Annotated in this window: 15 protein-coding genes; 7 read left to right on the forward strand and 8 right to left on the reverse strand. The window is 67.1% G+C overall.

Annotated elements, in window-relative coordinates:
* Positions 1–73: 73 nt before the first annotated feature.
* From H7F51_RS09970 to H7F51_RS09995, 6 genes are all read right to left on the reverse strand, one after another.
* A complete protein-coding gene (locus tag H7F51_RS09970; protein WP_185664122.1) occupies positions 74–2,281 on the reverse strand; it encodes a xanthine dehydrogenase family protein molybdopterin-binding subunit in 2,208 nt (735 codons plus the stop codon).
* On the reverse strand, positions 2,274–2,747 hold the full coding sequence (locus H7F51_RS09975) for a (2Fe-2S)-binding protein (protein ID WP_185664123.1): 474 nt from the start codon (positions 2,745–2,747) through the stop codon (positions 2,274–2,276). Before H7F51_RS09975 ends, H7F51_RS09970 begins: the two co-directional genes overlap by 8 nt.
* A gap of 89 nt (positions 2,748–2,836) precedes the next feature.
* Positions 2,837–3,616 (reverse strand): RraA family protein, encoded by a 780-nt coding sequence (locus tag H7F51_RS09980; RefSeq protein WP_185664124.1) that lies wholly within the window; start codon positions 3,614–3,616, stop codon positions 2,837–2,839.
* A gap of 28 nt (positions 3,617–3,644) precedes the next feature.
* On the reverse strand, positions 3,645–4,895 hold the full coding sequence (locus tag H7F51_RS09985) for an MFS transporter (RefSeq protein ID WP_185664125.1): 1,251 nt from the start codon (positions 4,893–4,895) through the stop codon (positions 3,645–3,647).
* Positions 4,896–5,184: 289 nt separating this feature from the next.
* Positions 5,185–6,357, reverse strand: a complete 1,173-nt coding sequence (locus H7F51_RS09990; protein WP_185664126.1) for a lactonase family protein — start codon at positions 6,355–6,357, stop codon at positions 5,185–5,187.
* Positions 6,358–6,492: 135 nt separating this feature from the next.
* Positions 6,493–7,512, reverse strand: a complete 1,020-nt coding sequence (locus H7F51_RS09995) for an aldo/keto reductase (RefSeq protein WP_221774096.1) — start codon at positions 7,510–7,512, stop codon at positions 6,493–6,495.
* Positions 7,513–7,814: 302 nt separating this feature from the next.
* Here H7F51_RS09995 and H7F51_RS10000 point away from each other — a divergent pair, with 302 nt between their 5' ends.
* The 3 genes from H7F51_RS10000 (at position 7,815) to H7F51_RS10010 (ending at position 12,666) form a co-directional block, all read left to right on the forward strand.
* On the forward strand, positions 7,815–10,802 hold the full coding sequence (locus tag H7F51_RS10000; protein WP_185664128.1) for a TonB-dependent receptor plug domain-containing protein: 2,988 nt from the start codon (positions 7,815–7,817) through the stop codon (positions 10,800–10,802).
* An 87-nt stretch (positions 10,803–10,889) separates the two neighbouring features.
* A complete protein-coding gene (locus H7F51_RS10005; RefSeq protein WP_185664129.1) occupies positions 10,890–11,546 on the forward strand; it encodes a cysteine hydrolase family protein in 657 nt (218 codons plus the stop codon).
* Between the two features lie 226 nt (positions 11,547–11,772).
* Positions 11,773–12,666: an NAD(P)/FAD-dependent oxidoreductase gene (locus H7F51_RS10010; RefSeq protein ID WP_185664130.1), complete on the forward strand. Its 894-nt coding sequence runs from the start codon at positions 11,773–11,775 to the stop codon at positions 12,664–12,666.
* A gap of 43 nt (positions 12,667–12,709) precedes the next feature.
* On the opposite strand, the gene H7F51_RS10015 is transcribed toward H7F51_RS10010, so the two are convergent.
* On the reverse strand, positions 12,710–13,582 hold the full coding sequence (locus H7F51_RS10015) for a LysR family transcriptional regulator (RefSeq protein WP_185664131.1): 873 nt from the start codon (positions 13,580–13,582) through the stop codon (positions 12,710–12,712).
* 157 nt (positions 13,583–13,739) lie between these two features.
* On the opposite strand from H7F51_RS10015, the gene H7F51_RS10020 reads away from it, so the two are divergent.
* The 3 genes from H7F51_RS10020 to H7F51_RS10030 all read left to right on the forward strand — a co-directional run bounded on the left by H7F51_RS10020 (position 13,740) and on the right by H7F51_RS10030 (position 19,753).
* Entirely contained in the window at positions 13,740–14,408 is a 669-nt protein-coding gene (locus tag H7F51_RS10020; protein WP_185664132.1) for a lactate utilization protein, read from the forward strand.
* Positions 14,409–14,606: 198 nt separating this feature from the next.
* Entirely contained in the window at positions 14,607–17,504 is a 2,898-nt protein-coding gene (locus H7F51_RS10025; protein WP_185664133.1) for a TonB-dependent receptor plug domain-containing protein, read from the forward strand.
* Between the two features lie 116 nt (positions 17,505–17,620).
* The gene (locus H7F51_RS10030) at positions 17,621–19,753 is read left to right on the forward strand and encodes a CocE/NonD family hydrolase (protein WP_185664135.1); all 2,133 of its coding nucleotides are present in this window, start codon (positions 17,621–17,623) and stop codon (positions 19,751–19,753) included.
* 44 nt (positions 19,754–19,797) lie between these two features.
* On the opposite strand, the gene H7F51_RS10035 is transcribed toward H7F51_RS10030, so the two are convergent.
* Positions 19,798–20,199 (reverse strand): glutathione S-transferase domain-containing protein, encoded by a 402-nt coding sequence (locus tag H7F51_RS10035; RefSeq protein WP_185664137.1) that lies wholly within the window; start codon positions 20,197–20,199, stop codon positions 19,798–19,800.
* Positions 20,200–20,360: 161 nt separating this feature from the next.
* On the opposite strand from H7F51_RS10035, the gene H7F51_RS10040 reads away from it, so the two are divergent.
* On the forward strand, positions 20,361–21,788 hold the full coding sequence (locus H7F51_RS10040) for an MFS transporter (protein WP_185664138.1): 1,428 nt from the start codon (positions 20,361–20,363) through the stop codon (positions 21,786–21,788).
* Positions 21,789–21,827: the final 39 nt, after the last annotated feature.

The following is a 21,827-nucleotide window of genomic DNA, read 5'->3' on the forward strand; positions in this document are numbered from 1 at the left end:
GTGCGGCGGCGGCGCGCAGGACGCCGCGCCGGCGGGCGCAGGCACCCGCCGCCAGAAGCCGCGCCGCCTGTCGTCAGGCCAGCGCGGAAAGGTCGATCGGCATGGTCCGCACGCGCTTGCCGGTCGCTGCCGCGATGGCGTTGGCGAGCGCGGGGATGACCGGGGGCAGGGCCGGTTCGCCCAGCCCGGTCGGGTGCGAATCCGACGCGACGAAGGCCACCTCGACCGCCGGGTTGCGGTCATTGCGGCCGAGCCGGAAGTCGTGGAAGTTGCTCTGCTCGATCTGCCCGTCGACGAAGGTGATCTTCTGTCCTTCGAGCGCCTGCGACAGCCCGTCGAGCACCGAGCCGCGCACCTGCGCCTCGGCTCCCATCGGGTTGACGATCTGCCGGCCGACGTCGCCCGCGACCCAGACCTTGTGGACGGAGACCTGGCCATCCTTGACGCTGGCATCGACCACTTCGGCGAAGTGGCCGTTGTGGCAGAAGTAAAACCCGAAGCCCATGGCCCGGCCCGGCGCGATCGGCTTGCTGGTGAAGTTCGACATGGCGGCGGCCTTGGCGATGACCGCGCGGGCGCGCTTGGTGCTGAACGCGGTCTGAGCCTTTTCCGGCTGGTCGGGTTCGCCGACCAGCTTGTCTTCGGCAAAGACGTCGAGGAGCAGCCGGGGCAGATCGGTGCCCGCGGCGATCGCCACTTCGTCGAGGAAGCCCTGGAACGCGTAGCACAGTCCGTTGGAAACCGGCGCGCGCAGGGCGCCGATCGGAACCCCGATCTCCAGCGTGGACTGGACCACGGCGGCATCGGGCATGATCCCGTAAGGGAAATGGTCGGCATGCATGTTGGCGAACATGGCCGACTTGCCGTCCTTGCCGAAGGTCACGAAGTGATCCTTGAAGGCGATCATCTTGCCGTTGGCGTCGATCCCGGCTTCAAAGCCGTGCCAGCCCGAGGGGCGATAGAAGTCGCGCCGGATATCGTCCTCGCGGCTCCACAGCAGCTTGACCGGAACCCCCGGCACGGCCTTGGCGATGGCCGCAGCCTGGACCGTATAGTCGTTGCGCAGCCGCCGCCCGAACCCGCCGCCGATCTTGGTGACGTGGAAGGTGATCTTGTCTTCCGGGATCTCGAGAAATTTCGAAATCTGCGCCTTGCCGCCGGCCGGGATCTGGCTCGGCGCCCAGACCTCGAGCGCGCCGTCCTTGTAAAGCGCGGTGCAGTTCTGCGGCTCGAGCGTGGCATGGGCGAGGAACGGGATCTCGTAGACCGCCGCGACGCGCTTGGCTGCGCTCGCCAGCTTGCCCTCGACATCACCGCTGCGGATCAGGTCTAGCTGCGGCTTTTCGGCAAGGAGGGTCTTGGCCTTGGCGACGTAGGCATCCCAGCTATGGCCCTTCTGGGCCGACAGGTCCCATTCGAGCTTGAGCTTGCTGCGCGCCTGATTGGCCAGCCACCAGTTGGTGGCGAGGATCGCCACGCCGTCGACCAGCGCGTCGATCGGGCCGACCCCCTTGAGCTGGACCACGTGCTTGACCCCGGGCGCGGCCTTGGCGTCGGCGAGGTCGGCCGAGACGAGCTTGCCGCCATTGGCCGGGGCAACCTCATAGACCGCGTAAAGCATCCCCGGCAGGCGGGTGTCGATGCCGTACATCGGCTCGCCCTTGACCACGCGCGGGGTGTCGACCCCCTTGGTCGGCTTGCCGATGATGCTGAACTGGGCCGGGGTCTTGAGCTTGACCGTCTTGAGGTCGGGCGGGGTGAGCGCGGCCGCTGCGCTCGCGACCTCGCCATAGCCCAGCGAACGGCCGCTGGCGGCATGGCTGAGGCGGCCTTTCGCGGTGGTCACGGAAGAGGGATCGACCCCCCAGCGGGCGGCGGCGGCGCGCACCAGCATGTCGCGGGCGGCGGCGCCCGCGCGGCGCAGCGGCAGCCAGTTGTTGGGCGTGGACTGGCTCGCGCCGGTGCCCTGCGGCCCATAGATGGCGGGGTTGGCGTCGGCCTGCTGGACCGCCGTGACCTGCGCCCAGTCGCAGTCCAACTCCTCGGCGATCATCATCGCGAAGGCGGTCTTGATGCCCTGGCCGATCTCGGGGTTCTTGTTGACGATCGTCACCGCGCCATTGGGCGCGATCGAGACGAAGGCGCCAACCGCGCTGGTGCCCACCGTGGCGGCCTGGGCCCGGCCGAGCGGCAGGCTGAATTCGACGGCGAGGCCGCCGCCGGCAAGCAGGGCGGCGGTGAGGAAGCCCCGGCGGCTGGGGGCGAGAATTGCGTCAGCCATTGGCCTTGCCTCCCGTTCCGGCGGCCAGTTCGATCGCCCGGAAGATCCGGTCGTAAGTGCCGCAGCGGCAGATGTTGCCGTTCATCGCCTCGGCGATTTCCTCGCGCGCGGGCTTGGGCTTTTGGGCCAGCAGGGCACTTGCGCTCATCAGTTGGCCGGCCTGGCAATAGCCGCACTGCGGCACGTCCAGCTCGGTCCAGGCCTTCTGCAGTTTCGCGCCGACCGCGCTGGCGCCGACCTGCTCGATCGTCACCACCGCGCCCTTGCCGACCTCGCTCACCGGGGTCTGGCACGAGCGCACCGCCTTGCCGCCCAGGTGGACCGTACAGGCCCCGCACATGCCGATGCCGCAGCCGAATTTGGTCCCGACCAGGCCCAGCTCGTCGCGCAGTACCCACAGCAAGGGCATCTCGGCCGGAGCCTCGACGGTGCGCTTGCGTCCATTGACGGTGAGATCGAACTTCATCTGGCTCTCTCCTGGCCGGATAGCTGGATTGCTTTTTTTTTCGGAGACTTCCTGCGGCGACTGGCCGGGCGGGGCTACCCGCCCCGCGCTCAGATCCGTCCGAAGGTGTCGACCGCCTTCTTCAGCGACTTGTACTTCTCGATATAGGGCAGGGTGGCGTGTTCGACAAAGTCGTTCTCCTGCGCCTTGGGCAGGATCGCCGCCGCCTTGTCGGCCGGGACCACCACGATCCCGTCGGCATCGGCCACGATGATGTCACCCGCGTTTACCGTCACGCCGCCGACCGAAACCGGGATGTTCGAGCCCGCGAAGCGATAGTGGCCGACCGTGGTCGAGGGCACGATCGAGGCGCCCCAGACCGGGAAGCCGAGCTTGCGGATCTGGCCGAGGTCGCGCAGGCCGCCGCCCGAGATCGCGCCGGCAAGGCCGCGCGACTTCATCGTCGTGGTCATCATCCCGCCGATCGCGCCGTAGTCCAGCCCGTCTTCCATTCCGAGCACGAAGACCGAACCTGCCGGCGCCGTGTCGAGCACGTTGATCATCCCGCCGATCGCGGCCGAGCCGTCCTTGTTCTCTTCCTTCTTGAAGAACACGGTCACCGCGCGCCCGGCCATCTTCTCCTGCTGCACGGGGCGCATCTGGTGGCTCATGTAGGTCTTGATGCCGTAGAGCTGCTCGATCGCATCGGCGATCGAGCCGGTCTCGAGCAGGGCGAAGGCGGTGACCAGCGGATCGGCGGCAGCCACCGGCGCGGCCACGGTCGGCTCGGCGGCGGGCTTGGCCGCGCTTTGCGCCTGGGCGGGCGTGGCTGCGGCAAGGGCCAGTGCGGCACCGGCGGTGAGCGAGGTGAGGAGGGGGCGGTTGGTCATCGGGCGTCCTTGTCTGTGCGAATGGGGGTCAGGCCGTGGCGACACGGTCGTCGGGATCGATCAGCAGCCACAGCACGGCGCCGACGAGGCAGATCGCGGCGGCGAACAGGAACGAGGCGCTCCACCCGAAGTCCTTGGCGATGAACGGGGTGAGCGAGGCCGTGGCAATGCCGCCGATCTGGTTGGCCATGTTCATGAAGCCCGAGACCGAGCCGGCCGAGGCGCCGCCGAGATTGGCCGAGAGCGTCCAGTAGGCGCTCTGCGAAAGGTAGAGCGCGCCCGCGCCCCCGGCGAGGAACAGCGAGGCGAGGCGGGCATCCTCGACTTGGGTGGCAAGGGCCACGAACAGGGCGGCGAGGAACAGCGCGGCGGCGGCGGTGTAGCAGCGCGCCTTGCGGGCGCCGTGGCCCGGCTCCAGTCGGTCGGCGATCCAGCCGCCGAGCGGCGAGGCCAGCGCCATGGCGATGAACGGCAGCATCCCGTAGACCGCGCTCGACTTGAGGTCGAGCCCGCGCACCGAGGAGAGGTATTTGAAGAACCAGGTGAAGAAGATGTAGGCGGTGTAGCCATAGGTGAAATAGCTGAGCGCGAGCAGGGCGACCGCGCGATTGCGCACGATGTCGCGCCAGCGCGCCGGGATCGCCGAGGCGGCGGCCGTGGCCCCGCTCTCGATCAGGGCCAGTTCCTCGGCCGAGACGGCCTTGTGCTGCGAAGGCAGGTCGCGGACCTTGAGGATCCAGCCCACCAGCACGAACAGCCCGATCACCGCGCTGGCATAGAAGGCGGCGTGCCAGCCGCGCGTGACCATGATCCAGGTGATCAGCGGCGGAGCGATGCCCGCGCCGATGCCGACGCCGGAGAAGATGATCCCGTTGGCCAGGCCCCGCTCGCGCCCCGGCAGCCAGTTGGCGACGAGCCGGTTGCTGGCCGGGAAGATCACCGCCTCGCCCACGCCGAGCACGAAACGCATCGCCAGCAGGAGGCCGAGCGACCAGGTCAGCCCGGTCGGCACCAGGGCGGTGGCCGAGGTGAACACGCTCCACCAGACGATGCCGATGGCGACCACCCGCCACGGACCGAAGCGGTCGGCAATGCGGCCGGCGAAAGGCTGGGTGAAGGCATAGCCCATGACGAAGGCGCTGAAGACCCCGCCGAGCTGCTGGTCCGACAGGCCGAAATCCTTCTGGATGGCGCTTGCCGCGATCGAGATGTTGTTGCGGTCGAGGTATGACACCGCCGCAACGATGAACATCCAGAAAACCATCTGCCAGCGGATCATAGACTCTCCCTCGTCGACACCGGCCTATTGTTAACAATGTGACCGGTCAACGGCGTATCGTCAGTGCGACACGAATAATATCGCCCAAGGCGCGAAATCAGTCGCCCGGCGGCTGGTTTCAATGGGGTGCGAATGTGCAGTAAAGTACTGTTTTTAGAATGGTTATGCGCTGAGTTCCGGAGTGCGATACGGCGGGCCGGGAAAATCGGATGCGTCAATCCGTTCGCGCGGAAACTTTGCCCGGGCATTGCGCTCCGGACGGTCCATGAGAACGTGCACACCAGCCGAGTCACCGTAGCGGCTGCTTCGGCGGGGTGAGCGGCAGGAAGGCGAAGGACACCGGCTTCTCGGTCCCGACCGGCACCGGCGCCCCGCGCTGGGTCAGGCGGCCAGTGGCCCGGTCGACCGCAAAGACGGCGACGGTCTGGGAATCCTGGTTGCCAGCGAGCAGCCAGCGCCCGCCGGGGGCGAGGGCGAAGCCGCGCGGACGCAGGCCGCCGGTCGAGACTTCCTGGACCGGGGCGAGCTTGCCCGTCGCGCGGTCGATCGCGAAGACGGTGAGCACCGAACGGGTGCGGTTGCCGGCATAGAGGAAGCGTCCATCCTCGGACAACGCGATCACCGAGGCGCTGTGATCGGTGAAACCCGGCGGGTCGAGCGGGGCCGTCTGCACCGGGGTGAGCCGTCCGGCACGCGCATCCCAGCGCAGCACGCGGACGTCCGCGGCATGTTCGGTGATCGCGTAATAGAACCGTCCGTCGTTAGAGAACAGCGCATTGCGCGGGCCGGTGCCCGGCCCGGTGAACAGGAACGGCGTCGGGGCCGGCGAAAGCGCGCCGGACTTGCGGTCGTAGCGATAGACGAAGATCTTGTCCGCCCCCATGTCGCAGACCAGCACGTAGCGCCCGCTCGGGTCGAGCGTGGCGGCGTGGGCGTGGGCGCTCTTCTGCTTGGGGTTGGGGCCCGAGCCGGTCTCGCGTTGGACCGAACTGGGCTGGGCGAGCCGGCCATCGGCCGAGACGGGCAGGGCGGCTACGTCGCCGCTGCCGAAATTGGCGACGAACACCGCTCCGGCCCGGGACGCCCAGCTCAGGTGCGTCGGGCCGCCGCCGCCCGACGCGGCGCGCGAGAGCGGGCGCAGGGCGCCGCTTTGCGGGTCGACCGCATAGCTCAGGACCTCGCCGTTTTGGCCATCGTAGTTGCCGACTTCGCTGACCGTGAACAGCAGCTTGCGGGCAGGGTCGAGCGCCAGCCAGGTCGGGCGGGTGACCTGTGCGGCGGCGGCAGGGGGCGAGAGCTTGCCGCTGTCGTCGTCAAGCCGGGCGGAGAGGATGCCCGCGCCCTGGGTGCCGATATAGACCATGGTCTCGCGCGGGGCGCTCCCCCGCGGCGAGGGCGGGGCTGCGGCGCAGACGACGGCCGCACAGGCGGCCAGGGCAGTCAGGGGCAGGGACTTGCGCAACGGTCTTATCCTCTCGCCAGGGCCCCTGTCGCGGGGGCTTAAGCTTGCTTTTCCTTCCCATGCCTGCCGGGAATCTGGCGCCGATCCTAGCGATCCAGTCCAAACCCGGCCTGAACGGGCTTCCGTCCGCCCAGATCAGTGGCCCTTGGGCTTGCCCGGAACGTGCTTCTTGTGGATCACGCCCGCATCGTCGACGATTTCCTGCCCGGTCAGGTTGTCGAGCGCGCCGAAGATCGTCTCGAGCCGCTCGACGTGGGCCCGCGGCAGCGGTCCCTTGCCGATCGCCTTGACGTTTTCCGCGAGGTGATGGGCATTACCGGTGCCGGTGAGGATCACCCCGCCCATCGATTCGTGGCGGGCATAGCGATAGGCCGCCTCGACCACCGAGGCGCAGTCCCCGTCCGCCATCAGGAAGCCGAGGGGATCATCGAGGTCGATCCCCTCGCCCGAGAGGTCGCCGCGCGCGACGAGGGCGGCAACCAGCTTGCGCAGGGCTTCCTTGTCCGACAGTGCGCGGCGCACGGCGAACATCACGGCGACGCCGACCTTCGTTTCGGCGGCCAGCGGCAGCACCTTGCGGCGCGCGCTCTGGTTGAGCAGGTTGAAGCCGAGCAGCAGGTAGTCCCAGTGGCCGTCGGCCAGTGCCCGCTCCGACATCTGGTGCGTGGTGTCGTCGTAGAACCACTCGGTCAGGCCGAAATTGCGGACCAGCCCGTCGCGCTTCATGTCCTGCAGCACGGGCAGCATCTCGTTGCAGACGTGATCGTAAGTGGCGAGCGTGACCGACTGGATGCTGAGCACGTCGACATAGTCGGTGCCGAGCCGCTGCAGCGAGGCTTCGAGCGAGCGGCGCAGGCCGGCCCCGTCGATCGCCGCGCCGGGCTTGTTGAGGGTCGAGAACTTGGTCGAGAGGATGATCTGTTCGCGGACCGGGGCGATCGCCTCGCCCACCTGGGCCTCGTTCTCGTAGGAGGGCGAGGTGTCGATGAAGTTGACGCCAAGCTCGATCGCCTTGCGCACGATCATCACCGCGTTCTCGGGCGGCAGGCCATTGCCCGCGCCGAGCCGGCTGTATCCGCCGCAGCCCAGGCCCGCCACGCTGGCCTCAAGGCCGTTGCGGCCGAATTCGATCCGCTCCAACATTTGCTTGCTCACCTCTCTTCGAACCCGCCCCGACGCGCGGAAATGGCACGGAGCCGCCGTCGAAGCAAGTTTGGTGACGGGATTGCGAACAATTTTACCGTGTAACATTTCTTATCGAAATATTGCCGTTTGTTTTAAAAATATATCGATAAATCATAGCTATGCTGCGCTTGCGTGGTGCATCGTGAAAATGTGAGCGATAGCACTTTGACTAACGACCCGGCCTGATGGCCGCTCTACAATATCGTCAACAAAAGTTGCGATCCGCCGACTCGGCCGCGCAACACCAGGGATGCACTGAAAAGGGGGTTTCATTGACTAAAGTTGCATTCGCGCGCCTGTTCGCAGGCGTGAGCCTTGTGGCGACTGCCGTTTCCGCGCAGGCGCAGACCGGGCCCGCTGCCGACGCGGTGACCGATGGCGATGCCGAAACGATCGTCGTCACCGGCTCGCGCGTGATCAAGAACGGCGACGACAGCCCGACGCCCGTGACCGTGCTGACCATGGAATCGCTGCAGGCCGCTCACCCGACCAGCGTGTTCGAAGCCCTGCTCTCGGCCCCGGCCTTCGCCGGCTCGCGCGGCGGCACCCAGTCCGCGCCCAGCGGCAACCGCGCCACCAGCAGCTCGATCAATGCGCTCAACCTGCGCGGCCTCGGCCCGGTCCGCACCCTCATTCTTTATGACGGCCACCGCGTTCCGCCGACCCAGATCGACGGCCTGGTCGATGCCAACATCATCCCGCAGATGCTGCTCGAGCGGGTCGACGTGGTCACCGGCGGCGCCTCGGCGGTCTATGGCTCCGACGCGATCGGCGGTGTGGTCAACTTCATCACCAACCGCAAGTTCAAGGGCGTGAAGTTCGAGGCCCAGCGCGGCATCTCGCAGCGCGACGACGCCGGTACCTACCGGCTCGGCATCGGCGCGGGCGCCGACCTGTTCGACGGCCGCGGCCACATCATGGGCAGCGTCGAGACTTTCCACAACGACGGCCTGATCTATCCGCAGCGCGCCTCACTCGCCCGCCACTGGACCGTGCAGGGCAACGGCACCACCGTGCCCTACTACCTGACCCCCGACGTGGTCAGCTCGGGCCTGAGCTGGGGCGGCAAGATCACTGCCGTAACCGGCGGGACCAGTACGCCCAACCTCAATACCACCTTCAACACCAACGGCGTCCTCACGCCCTTCGTCAACGGCGCGGCGATCGCGTCCAGCTCGTCGGTGCGCCTCGGCGGCGACGGGATCTGGGACACCGTTCCCTCGCTGCGTCCGCGCACTTCACAGATCCAGGCCTATGGCAGGTTCGACTATGAGCTGAGCGACAGCCTCAGGTTCCACCTGACGGGCGCCTATACCTACGACCACGCCTTCAACAATTTCGGCAACGTCAACAGCAACGGCCTGGTCATCAGCGCGACCAATCCGTTCCTGTCGCAGACCATCCGCGACCAGTTCGCGGCGGCCGGCGTCAAGACCTTCACCATGTCGAAGAAGTACGCGCAGGGCCTCGTCCCGTCCAGCAACGTCGATTTCCACACGCACGACATCTACGTGAATGCCGGGCTCGACGGGAAGATCGGGGCCTTTGACTGGTCGACCTCCTACACCTTCCACAATGTCCGGCTCGACACCTATTCGAACTACACGTTCGACAACGGCAAGTTCTTCGCCGCGCTCGATGCGGTCGACGAGGGGGTCTACAAGACCGGCGTCGCCAACAACAACATCGTCTGCAAGGTCAGCATCACCAACCCCGGGCTTTACCCGGGCTGCGTGCCGATCAACCTGTTCGGTCCGTCTTCCGAAACGCAGCAGATGGTCGACTATGTCCGCCGCCAGGGCAAGTTCGTGACCAAGCTGCCCTCGCACGATGCCGACTTCACCATCTCGGGCGAGCCGTTCGAGACCTGGGCCGGCCCGGTCGGCATGGCGCTGAACGCCGAATGGCACCGCCAGGGGCTGGAACTGACCTCGACCAACCCGACGGTCGATTATCTGCCGCTCGATTGCACCGGCCTGACCCTGACCACCGACACTTACGGTGGCAACTGCAAGCCCGGTACGGTCCTGAACCCCGGCGACCGCACGCCCAGCTACAACGGCGGCGTGGCGCCGCGCCCGCCGGTGGACATGAGCGTCATCGAAGGCGCGGTGGAATTCAACGTCCCGCTGATCAAGGACTGGTCGCTGGCGGAATCGGTCAACCTGTCGCTGGCTGATCGCTATGCCAAATATGTCGCCCACGGCAATCCGGACATCACCAAGGGCAAGCTGACCAACCGCTTCGAGGCCAACACCTGGAAGGTCGGGCTCGACTGGAACGTCAGCCGCGCGCTCAGCTTCCGCGCCACCCGCTCGCGCGATTTCCGCGCGCCGAACCTCTATGAAATGTACCAGACGCTGAGCACGACCTTCTCGAACGGCAACCAGGATCGCCTGACCGGCCGCTCGACCCTCGTCAACGGCGCGCTGATCGCGGTGGAATCGCAGGGCAACCCGAACCTCAAGCCGGAAGTCGCCAATACCCTCACCCTCGGCGCGGTGATCCGTCCGAGCAGCAAGTTCAGCGTCGCGATCGACTATTTCGACATCAAGATCCGCGATTTCATCAAGACCCTGACCGGTTCGGATGCCGCGCTCCAGCAGGCCTGCTACAACGGCACCGCGCCGGAATACTGCCTGCTGCAGGAACGTCCGGGTTCGTTCACCGACACTTCGGGCGCCAATACCGTGACCAAGTGGAAGGCGACCACGCGCAACATCGCCCTGATGAAAACGCAAGGGATCGACGTGGAGGCCAACTTCACCTCGACCCTGTTCGGCCGCCCCTTCGCGCTGCGCGCTCTCGCCAGCTACCAGCCGCACGTCTACCTGATCCAGCCGGGCCTGGTGACCCAGGACTATGCCGGGGCGATCGGCGTTCCCGCCGACTTCGTCGTCGGCCCCAAGTTCCGCGCCACCTTCTCGGCCCATGCCGAGCCGCTGGCCGGCCTGACGGTCGATTGGGAAACCCGCGTGCGCGGCGTGATGCACCAGAGCCCTGACCCGACGCTGAGCGGCCTGCCCTCGGCCGACGCCCTGTCGGCGACCTACCACAGCATGACGCTGACATGGACGCCGAAGCAGGTGCTGGACGGCCGGGTTTCGGTCTATCTCAACGTGACCGACCTGTTCGACCATGGCGCCGATCCATCGGCCTCGTTCGTCAACCAGACCAGTCCGGGTCTGGGCGGCGGCTTCGTCCTTGGCGACGATCCGACCGGCCGTTACTTCCGCTTCGGCGTTCGCGGCAAGTTCTGACTTCGCGGCGTTCGGCAAGCCGCCTATGACACATCCGGGGCCGGTGCGTTCACGCGCCCGGCCCCTTTTTCTTGCGGAGGACCATTGATGACGATCCCGGGTAAGCAGATCCTGCTCGCCGCTGCCGCCGGCCTCGCCGCCTTCGCGGCGGGCGCCGGTGCCCATGCCGCGCCGCCGCCCTCGATCTATGATCGCTGGCAGCAGGTCGCGATGCCCGCGCCGCCGCCGCTCAAGCCGGTCCGGATCGTGCCGGGCGAGACGGCACTGCTGATCCTCGACATGAACGCGGTCAACTGCGCCAAGCGGCCGACCTGCGTCACCTCCGTCCCCTCGGTGAAGCGCTTGTTGGGCCAAGCGCGCGCGCACGGGATGCCGGTGATCTATAGCGCCGGCGCCGCCGGATCGACCACCCCGCCCGAGCCGCCGGCAGAGATCGCCTGGCAGAAGGGTGAGCCGCTGGTGCGCGCGCCGGTGGACAAGTTCATCGGCGGCGAACTCGAACGCATCCTTGCCGAACGCAAGGTGAAGACCCTGCTGGTTTGCGGCACCTCGGCCGAGGGGGCCGTGTTGCACACCGCCGTAAGCGGCGCGCTGCGCGGGTTCAACGCGGTCGTCCCGGTCGACTGCTATTCCTCGGTCGAGCCATTTGCCGAGGTTTACACCGCCTGGCACCTCGTCAACGCGCCGGCGGCGATCAGCCGCATGGCCACCGTCACGCGCAGCGACCTCGTCACTTTTCCCTGACCCGTTGTGTGGGCGCGGGAACTGCGCCCGGCATAACGCGATTGGAACATCCGTTCACGCCATTCTGGTTGCGCCGCGGCGCGGTCCGGTTCAGAGGCCTAACTCGCGGTTTCGGATTGTCGGACAGTTTTGGTGGACGATCCGCCCGGTTTTGGGCAGTGTGCGTGAATGAACGGTCGCGGTCCGGTGGACGGCGCGGCCCGGGAAAATGGGAAAGGCAGCAGAGATGGACAGCTTCGACGTCGTGATTGTGGGCCAGGGCTATGCCGGGCTCAAGGCAGCCGCCCTCGCCGGTGCGCGCGGCCTCAAGGTCAACACGATCGAGCAGATGATGCCGGGCGGTCTGGTCATGAGCATCAACGATCTCGAACCCGGCCCGGACGGCAATCCGGCCTGCGGCCCGGAACTGACCGGCGACATGGCCATGACCAACATGGACAGCGGCATCGAGATGGTCTGCGACGCGGCCACCTCGCTCGAGCAGACGGCCGACGGCTGGGTGATCGAGACCGGCAGCGGGCCGATGAAGGCCAAGAACGTGATCCTCGCCACCGGTGGCAGCCTGCGCAAGCTCGGCGTGCCGGGCGAGGCCGAGTTCGAGGGGCGCGGCGTCTCTTCCTGTGCCGACTGCGACGGCCCGATCTACGGCGGCAAGGACGCGGTCGTGATCGGCAGCGGCGATGCCGCCTTCCAGGAAGCCAACGCGCTCACGCACTATGTCGCCGCGGTCACCGTGGTCATGCGCGGCGATGCGCCCAAGGCGCGCGCCGAATTCGTCGAGCGGGTGAACGCCAACCCGGCGATCACCGTCCTCTCGGGCTACGAAGTCACCGAAATCGTCGGCGACAAGGTGGTCTCGGCGGTCAAGCTCAAGGGCGCTGACGGCAGCGAGAAGGAACTGCCCTGCGCGGCGGTATTCGCCTTCGTCGGAATCGAGCCCGCCACCGAACTGGCCCCGGCCGAACTGGAACGCGACGCCGGCGGCGCGATCGTCACCGCCGACAACGGCCAGACCAGCCTGCCCGGCCTCTATGCCGTGGGCGCCGTGCGCTCGGGCTTCGGCGGCAAGCTGAGCGACGCCGATGTCGACGCCGAGAAGGTGCTCGCCGCCATTGCCTGATGCCTGCTGTGCGGCGCGGGCGCCATCGCTCGCGCCGCCGGCATCACGGGGCTGCGCTCACTTCGCGCAGGATTTCGACGAGATTGTCGATCACCGCTGACAAGCGGTGCCCGCGCGGGCGCACCACGCCGGTCTCGCGGGCAAGGTCCACGCCGGGCAGGGGCAGGGCCACGACCCCGGGCGGCAATGGCTGGCGCTCCTCGGCCAGCGGCACCAGCGCCACGCCCAGCCCGCTTTCCACCATGGTCACCATCGATTGCACCGGCACCTCGATCGAGAGGGTGACGGGGAAGGGCAGCGAGCGGATGAACCGGTCGACCTGCCGCCCGCCGAACGAGAGGCGATCGTAACGCAGGAACGGTTGCGCCGTGAGCACACCGCGCCAGTCCTCGCTCGCCAGCGCGGCGGGGGCGATCAGGCTGTAGCGATCCCGCGCGAGCAGGTCCCAGGCCAGTTCGGCGGGCAGGTCGAATGGCGGGCGGATCATCACCGCAAGGTCCAGTTCGCCGCTGTCCACCTGATCGAGCAGGTTGAGCCCGAGGCCCGGCACGACCTGCAGGGCAAGGCCCGGATAGGCGCGGCTGAGCGGCCCCAGCGCCCGCGCCAGCAGCGGCGCCTGCAGCGAAGAGATCGCGCCGATCCGCAAGGTGCCGAGCCCGGCCGCGCTGCATTCTTCCGGGTCGCCCAGCGCCTCGAGCGAGGCAAGGATCGCGCGCGCCCGCTCGACCGTGCGCAATCCGGCCACGTTGAGCCGAGCGGAGCGGCCAGTCCGCTCGAACAGGGAGAAGCCGAGCTGTTCCTCCAGCCGCTTCATCTGGCCGCTGACCGCAGCCTGAGTCAGCCCGACCCGCTCGCCCGCGCGGGAGAAGGTGCCCCAGCGGGAGACGGCGATGAGGGTGCGCAGTTCGGCAAACATGAGCATAAGTCTATATTATGCTCAGTCTCAGTAAACTCCGTTTTTGCACAATTCGCAATGATGCTAGCTCGGTCTTCAAGGGCCGCTTGCCGGGCCCGGCGATTCAACTGCCGACCGCGCTTCAGTCGCGGCGGCCTGCAGGACAGGAGCCTCCATTATGGCCATGGGCGACATCGATCTCAGCACCGAGATCAAGCATTACTACCGCGAGCGCGCCGAGATCATCATCGAGAATCTCAAGAAGAAGTACATGCACGGCTCCTATGCCGACACCAAGGAAGAGGCGCTCCAGCAGATCTTCGACCTGATCCCGGCGGGGGTTAAGGTCGGCCGCGGCGATTCGGTCACGCTCAACCAGCTCGGCGTGTTCGAGGCCCTGACCGAGCGCGGCCTCAACGAGTTCACCAATCCCGTCCGCACCGACGCCAAGACCGGCTACAATCCGCCGCGCGAGGAACGCCGCGCGATGCAGCGCCAGGTCCTCCTTTCGGACGTCTACCTGACCAGCACCAATGCCATCACGATGGAAGGCACGATCGTCTCGACCGACGGTTCGGGCAACCGCGTCGCGGCCATGTGCTTCGGCCCGAAGAAGGTGATCATCGTCACCGGCTGCAACAAGATCTGCCACGACGTGGAAGACGCCCTGCGCCGCATCCGTGACTGGGCCGGCCCGATCAACGCGCTGCGCCACCGCCTCAAGCACGCCAAGGACGAAGGCCTGGGCTGGGGAGTGCTGCGCTACACCGCGATCATCGACGGCAACCAGCCGGTCGAAGAGGGCAAGATCCACGTCATCCTGGTTGGCGAAAACCTCGGGCTCTGAGTCGAAAGCACGGGCGCGATGCGGAAGCGGCCTTCCGTATCGCGCCAAAATTATTTTGCATTTTCAATAACTACTAAATTTTCGCAGCCAGCTTGAATTGCCTGAAAAATTGGGCAACATATTGTTTACAAAATGAATGCGGCCGTGATGCCGCGATAAAAAACCGCCGAATAACGGCTAATCATGGGGGATATGGAGATGCGAAAGGTAATCTTTTGCGCGTTGATGCTCGGCGCGAGCGCGCTGGCTTCGGTTCAGGCCCAGGCCCAGACGGCGCCGCAGGCAGCCGATGATGCCGCAGACAAGCCCGCGGTCACTTCGGAAGACATCGTCGTCACCGGTTCGCGCGTCATCACCAACGGCAACAACAGCCCGACCCCGATGACGGTCGTCTCGACCGAGCAACTGCTCAAGGTCGCGCCCAGCACCGTTGTCGATGCGATCAACCTCGCCCCGGCGCTGCAGGGATCGCAAACCACCGCCAGCAATCCCGGCGGCGGTCAGCGCAACGGCGCGGCGGCCTATCTCAACCTGCGCAACCTGGGCGACCTGCGCACGCTGGTCCTGTTCGACGGCCACCGCGTGGTTCCCACGATCAATGCCCAGAATGCCAACGTCGATTCCTGGGTCGTCCCGCAGCTGCTGATCAAGCGCGTCGACGTGGTGACGGGCGGCGTGTCGGCGGTCTATGGTTCCGACGCCGTCTCGGGCGTGGTCAATTTCGTGACCGACACCCAGTTCACCGGGGTCAAGTTCCAGGCCTCGAGCGGCGTCTCGACCTATGGCGACGATCATATCGTCGATGTCGGCGCCGCTTTCGGCACGCGCTTTGGCAACGATCGCGGGCATTTCGAGGCCAGCCTCCAGTATCGGCAGGATCCGGGCCTCCTGACCCAGCTCGATCGCCCGTTCTTCGCCCAGTCGCTCGGCGGTGCCGGGGCGGGGACGGCCGCTTCGCCCTATTTCAACGTGGCGAACCAGCGCTTCAGCAACTCCACCTTCGGCGGCCTGATCACCAACGGTTTGCTGGCCAATCTCCAGTTCGCGCAGGACGGCCAGTTGAGCGCGTTCAATTCCGGCACGGCCAGCGGCACGTCGAACGTCGCCTATGGCGGTGACGGTTCGTGGTATCGCCTCGCCTCGATCAAGTCTGCGCTCGAATTCATCCAGGCCTTCGGCCGGTTCGACTATGAGTTGACCGACAGCATTCACTTCTACGCGCAGGGCGCGGGCACCTGGAACAAGACCAAGAACTCGTTCCGCTCGCCGCTGGAAACGGTCAACATCGGCTGGAACAACCCCTATCTCGACAGCGTCCAGCAGCCCTATCAGGCCACGATCCAGGCCCAGCGCATCTCCAGCCCCACGGGTTCCTTCCAGTTCCGCCGCCTGATCGACATTCCGGGCACTGCCGCCCAGAAGACCGACACGTGGATGGCCATGACCGGGCTCGACGGCGGCTTCGGCAAGGACTGGAAGTGGAACGTGCAGTTCTCGCAGTCCCGCTCGAAGCTGCGGGCGCAGAACCTTGCCAACGTCGACCAGGGCAAGTTCTTCGCCGCGGCCAACGCCGTGCGCAATCCCAGCAACCCCAGCCAGATCGTCTGCAACGCCGCGCTCACCAACGCGAACTATGCGAACTGCGTCCCGGTCAACCTGTTCGGCCCGACTTCGATCACGCCGCAGGCGCTGGCCTATTTCATGACCACCACGACCAATATCAACACCACCGATCTGACCGAGATCGAAGGCAGCCTCACCGGTTCGCCGTTCGACACCTGGGCCGGTCCGGTGAAGGTCGCGCTGTCGGGTGAATACCGCCGGATCGGCTGGTCGGTCGCGGCCGATGCCGTGCCCTCCGACCGGGCGGACTGCAACGGCATCCAGTTCAACAACTGCACGGTCAACACGGTGAAGTGGCTGCAGACCACGACCCCGTCGCTGGCCGGGGTTTCGCAGAAGGTGACCGAGGGCGCGCTCGAAGTCGACGTGCCGCTGGCCAAGGACATGGCCTTTGCGAAAGAGCTGAACGTTAACGGCGCGATCCGCCAGACCCACTATTCGACCACGGGCGACGTCACGACCTGGAAGGTGGGGGCGACCTGGCGTCCGGTGGCGGACCTGCTGCTGCGCGGCACGCACAGCCGCGACATCCGCGCGCCCAACGTGTTCGAACTCTATTCGCCGACCAGCGTCGCGCCGTCGAACTTCACCGATGGCCTGACCGGCGCCTCGCTGCAGAACTTCGGCGTGGGCACGGTGTCCAACCCGAACCTCACGCCCGAGCGCAGCAACAGCTGGACGGCGGGGATCGTCTATACCCCGTCCTATGTTCCGGGCCTGAGCGTTTCGGTCGACTTCTATTCGATCAAGATCAGCAACGCGATCGTGCTGATCCAGGGCAATACGGCCGCGATCCAGACCGCCTGCGCCGCGAGCCTCGGCGCGGGGGCCTGCCAGGACGTGATCGTGCGTCCGAACGCCTGGACCGACAAGACCACCGCCAACAATCCGACGGCGGTCTACCAGAAGTTCCTCAACATCGCCTCTTTCAGCACGCGCGGCGTCGACGTGGAGGCCAATTACAAGACCGAGATCGCGGATCATGGGCTGAACCTGCGGGCGCTGCTGTCGTGGCAACCGAAGCTGACCTACGATCAGGGCCAGTTCGGGGTGGTCGATTTCGGCAATGTTGCGACCGCCGGCACGCTGACCCCGGCTTCGCCCGGCTTCAAGTACACCGCGATCGCGAGCTTCGACATCACGGACCAGATCAACCTGACCTGGATGCAGCGCGGCCGCGGGGCGATGAAGGCTTTCGCGGTGCCGGCCGGGACGACCGAGAAGGAGTTCGTCGGCGGCAACCGCGTGGCGCCGGTGACTTACAGCAACGTCACGTTGACCTTCGACGTCAAGCACGGCGGCGGTGATTTCCAGTTCTACGCCAACGTCCAGAACCTGTTCAACCAGCAGCCCAAGGTGACTTACGCCGGCGGCAACGCCAACCCGGGGCTTGGCCTGTTCGGCTTTTTCCCGGCGAACGGCGACGACGTGGTCGGCCGCTACTTCACCGCGGGTGTGCGCGCGAAGTTCTGACCGGGTCTGATCGAGAGGGCGGGCGGCGGCTGTAGTGAGCCGCCGCCCGCTTTCATTCCGGAATTCTGTTCGGGGCTGCAATCCGGGCGACGAGCCCAAACCAAGGAGTAAGGCGAATGCGGATCGGTCGGGCGCTGGCACTGTTCGGAAGCGTGGCGGCGGTGGCGGGGCCCGCGGCCCTGGCGCAGGAGCAGGGCCGCGGCAGTGATCCGGCCGCCGCCCCGGCTGCCGCCAAGGCCGGCGTGCGCGTTTCCCGGCCCGGCCGCTACGAAGGCTATTCCCCGGTCCTGTACGACGGCTATGCGCTGACCTCGGAATATGTCGCCGTCCGCGACGGCACGAAGCTCGCGATCGACGTCATCCGCCCGATGAACCAGGGCAGGGTGGTCGACACGAAGCTCCCCGTGGTCTGGATGAACACGCCTTACGACCGGCGCGGGTTCGAAGGCCGCTTCACCCCGCGCGACTATCCGGGCGCGGCGCTCGGCCTCGTCAAATACGGCTATGTCGTGGCCATTGCCGACATGCGCGGCAACTATGCCTCGTTCGGCACGGCGGTCCATCACAACCGCACCGAATGGACCAAGGACGCTTTCTGGGACGCTTACGACCTGACCGAGTGGCTCGCCGCGCAGCCCTGGTCGGACGGCAAGATCGGGATGTGGGGCTGCTCGGCCACCGGCCACTCGCAGTGGCAGGCGGCCGCGACCAATCCGCCGCACCTCAAGGCGATCTTCCCGATGAGCGCGCCGAGCGAATATTATGACTGGGGCGGCATCACCGCGATCAAGTCCCCGCCGCCGGCGCTTGCCGCATGGCCGGGCGAGATCCCGGCGAATGACGCGACGGCCAGCCCGGTGGACGACGATCCCGGCGGCAAGCTCCTCGCCGCCGCCAAGGAAGGCCACCGCCGCAACATCGACTACGGCTACATTCCGTTCCGCGACAGCGCCTCGCCGGAACTTGCTGCCCGCTATGGCTGGAAGGACTACAAGGTCCACGAGGAAGTCAGCACCTTCCACCACTTCGCCCAGATCAACGCGGCCGCGATCCCGGCCTATCAGGCCGGCAACTACGGTGAGGACCTGCGGGTCAAGCAGGGCATCGCGGTAAAGATGCGCAACGTCACCGCGCCGCTCAAGTCGATCTACGGGCCGGCCAGCCATTGCCAGTGGACCAGCGAATACCGCCCGGTTCCGGGCAATGCCATGAACATCACGGTGGAGGAACTGCGCTGGTTCGATCACTGGCTCAAGGGCGTCGACAACGGCGTGACGACCGAGCCGCCGGTCTATTACTACACCTACAACACCGATCCGAAGCGCGCATGGGCCTTCGCGTGGCAGTGGCCGGTGCCGGGCGCGAGGCCGACCCCGTTCTACTTCGGCGCGCCGGGCGAAACCGGCGCCGGGGTCAACAAGGGTTCGCTGGCCGGGACCCCCGGTGAGCGCGGGGCACTGGACCGCTACACCGTGGACTACGGCGTGACCGAGCAGACCCGCGACCAGCGCGGCCTGACCTATACCTCGGCGCCGATGACGGCCGACACCACGCTCACCGGCCACCCGCTCATCAACCTGTGGGTCCGCACCGCGGCGCCCGATCTCGACGTGCTCGCCTGGCTGGAAGACGTCGCGCCCGATGGCAAGGTTACCCGCTTCCCCGGAACCGACGATGGCCGTTTGCGGGCTTCGCACCGCGCACTGAACAAGGCGCCGTGGGACATGGGCGGCCTGCCGTGGCACCGCAGCAATGCCGCCGACGTCAAGCCGCTGGTCAAGGGGCAGCCGGCCGAGCTGATCTTCGATCTCGCGCCGATCTCGTGGGTGTTCAAGGCCGGGCACCGCGTGCGCGTGGTCTTCGCCAACGTCGCCCCGGCGCGGCGCGGCGAAACCCCGCCGACCCCGGTGCTCGATCCGGCGCCGGTGGTCGAGGTGCTGCGCGATGCGGCCCATCCTTCGCGCATCACCCTGCCGCTGGTCGGCGCGGTCCAGGCCAGCGTCAAGCGCGGCCCGGGCGGCACCCTCGCGCTCATTTTCCCGGCCGGGTTCGACGCGCGCTACCTGGCCGACGTCAAGCCGGGCTCGGTCATGGTGAACGGCCAGCCCGCCGCCAGCGTCACCCCGGCCGCGAAGGGTCTCACCGTGGTCCCCGCCGCGCCGGTCACCGGCCCGGTCAAGGTCGCGGGCAGCTTCGGCGAGCGCTATGACTACGGGGCGCTGATGACCTTCGCCGCCGAAGGACGCTGAGATGGGGCCGGGGCTCCTCGCCCCGGATCACCCGTTCTTGCCGTTCAGGCGTCGACGCCTTCGGGAAGGTTCGCCCCGGCCTTGTCCAGCGCGGCGCGCAGCAGCTTGTTCTCGGAGCGGGCCTTGGCCAGCTTGGGCTGGATGCCGTCCAGCCAGGCCCGGAACACCGGGAGCGGGCGGTCGGGATCGAGCCCTTCCGAATAACGGGCGATGATGTCGGCCGATTCGTTCTGGAACTGGCCCGGGGCATATTGCACCGTGGGATAGGTCGGCTTGGCGAAGTGCGGCGCCAGTTCCGCGCGGACCGCCGCTTCCGAAGCCTCGCCCGGCACGAACTCGCGGGTCTCGAAGCGGTCGAGCTGCCCGCTGTCGAGCAGGAACAGGCGGGTGCGGAAGCAGTGCGGGCAGGCGGCCTTGAGATAGAGCACGGGCTTGAAGTCGGTCATCGCGAACATCCGGTTATGACTGGTCTGGCCCCGCGATAGCGGAGGGCGCGGGGCGAGCGCTATCCACTTTTCTTGCTTGACGTTTTTCCGGTGCAAACTGTTCACAATTTTGTATGGCGACCAGCGAATCGCCGGGGAGAGCGCGCGAGATGGAAGAGGGCGTGAACGCCGCGCGTCGGATGACCTTGCGGGACAGGCTGGTCCCGCTGATCGTCGCCTGCCCCCTGTTCCTCCAGAACATCGATCTCTCCGCGCTCAACGTGGCCCTGCCGGGCATCGCCGCCTCGCTCAAGGTTCCGCCGCTGCAGCTCAACGCGGTGATCGCGGCCTATGCCATTGCGCTCGCCGCCTTCCTCCCGCTCAGCGCCTGGCTGGCCGACCGGTTCGGTCCGCGCCGGGTGTTCTGCATGGCGATCGCGGTGTTCTCGCTCGCCTCGATCCTGTGCGGCCTCGCCCAGTCGGCAGGTTTCCTCGTGCTGTGCCGGGTGTTGCAGGGTTTCGGCGCGGCGATGATGGTCCCGGTCGGGCGGATCATCCTGCTGCGCTCGGTCCCGCCGTCCGAATTCGTCGCGGCCATGGCCTGGTTCACCATTCCGCCCACGCTGGGGCGGGTGCTGGGGCCGATGGTCGGCGGCTCGATCGTCACGGTCGCCTCGTGGCGGTGGATCTTCCTCGTCAACATCCCGCTCGGCGCGCTGATCCTGGCCCTGGCCCTCATCTACGTGCCCAAGGTCCCGCGCGAGGACAAGGTTCCGCCGTTCGACCTTGCCGGGCTGCTCATGCTCGCGCTCGGCCTCGGCGCGATGCTTGGCGGGCTGGAGACCATGGGCAAGGGCATGGCGAGCCTCGCCACCTCGTTGGCGCTCACCCTCGGCGGCACGGCGGTGCTGGTCGCCTACGCGTTCTACAGCCTGCGCCAGGAACACCCGGCGATCGACCTTCGCATCCTGCGCTACCGTACCTTCCGCGCCAACGTGGTCGGCGCCCTGCCGATGCGCTGCTCGGCCTCGGGCGTGCCGTTCCTGTTGCCGCTGCTGTTCCAGATCGGCTTCGGCCTCTCGGCCGTGCTCTCCGGTTTCATCGCCACCGGCCAGGCGGTCGGCTCGCTGGTCACCCGCCCGTTCATGCGTCAGGCTCTCAAGGCGATGCGCTTCCGCACCCTGCTGGTGGGATCGGGCACCGCCGCGGCAATCTTCTTCGCCAGCTTCGGCCTGATGTCAGCCTCGATGAGCCTGTGGGCGATCTATGCCTTGGTCGTGGCCGCGGGGCTGGTCAGCTCGATCTGCATGGTCTCGCTCAACGCGGTCGGCTTTGTCGGCATCCCGCGCGAACGCTCAAGCCACGCCGCGGCCATGCTGGTCATGGTCCAGCAGCTCTCCGCCGCGCTCGGCGTGGTCCTGAGTGCGGCCATGCTCACTTTCGTCGACCATTGGCGCGGCGGAGATGGAACCGGGTTCGAGGCCGGCGATTTCGGCCTGACTTTTCTCGCGGTCGGGCTCTTCGCGGCGCTCTCGCTCTGGCCCTTTGCGCAACTTGACGATACGACCGAAATTACCCGCTCCCGCCGCCCGGCGGGCGAGGAGGATTGATGCTGGCGCCGTCGGCGCCGAGGACAACTGGCTGCAAGG

This window comes from Novosphingobium flavum (genome assembly GCF_014230315.1).
In the GTDB taxonomy this organism is placed as follows: domain Bacteria; phylum Pseudomonadota; class Alphaproteobacteria; order Sphingomonadales; family Sphingomonadaceae; genus Novosphingobium; species Novosphingobium flavum.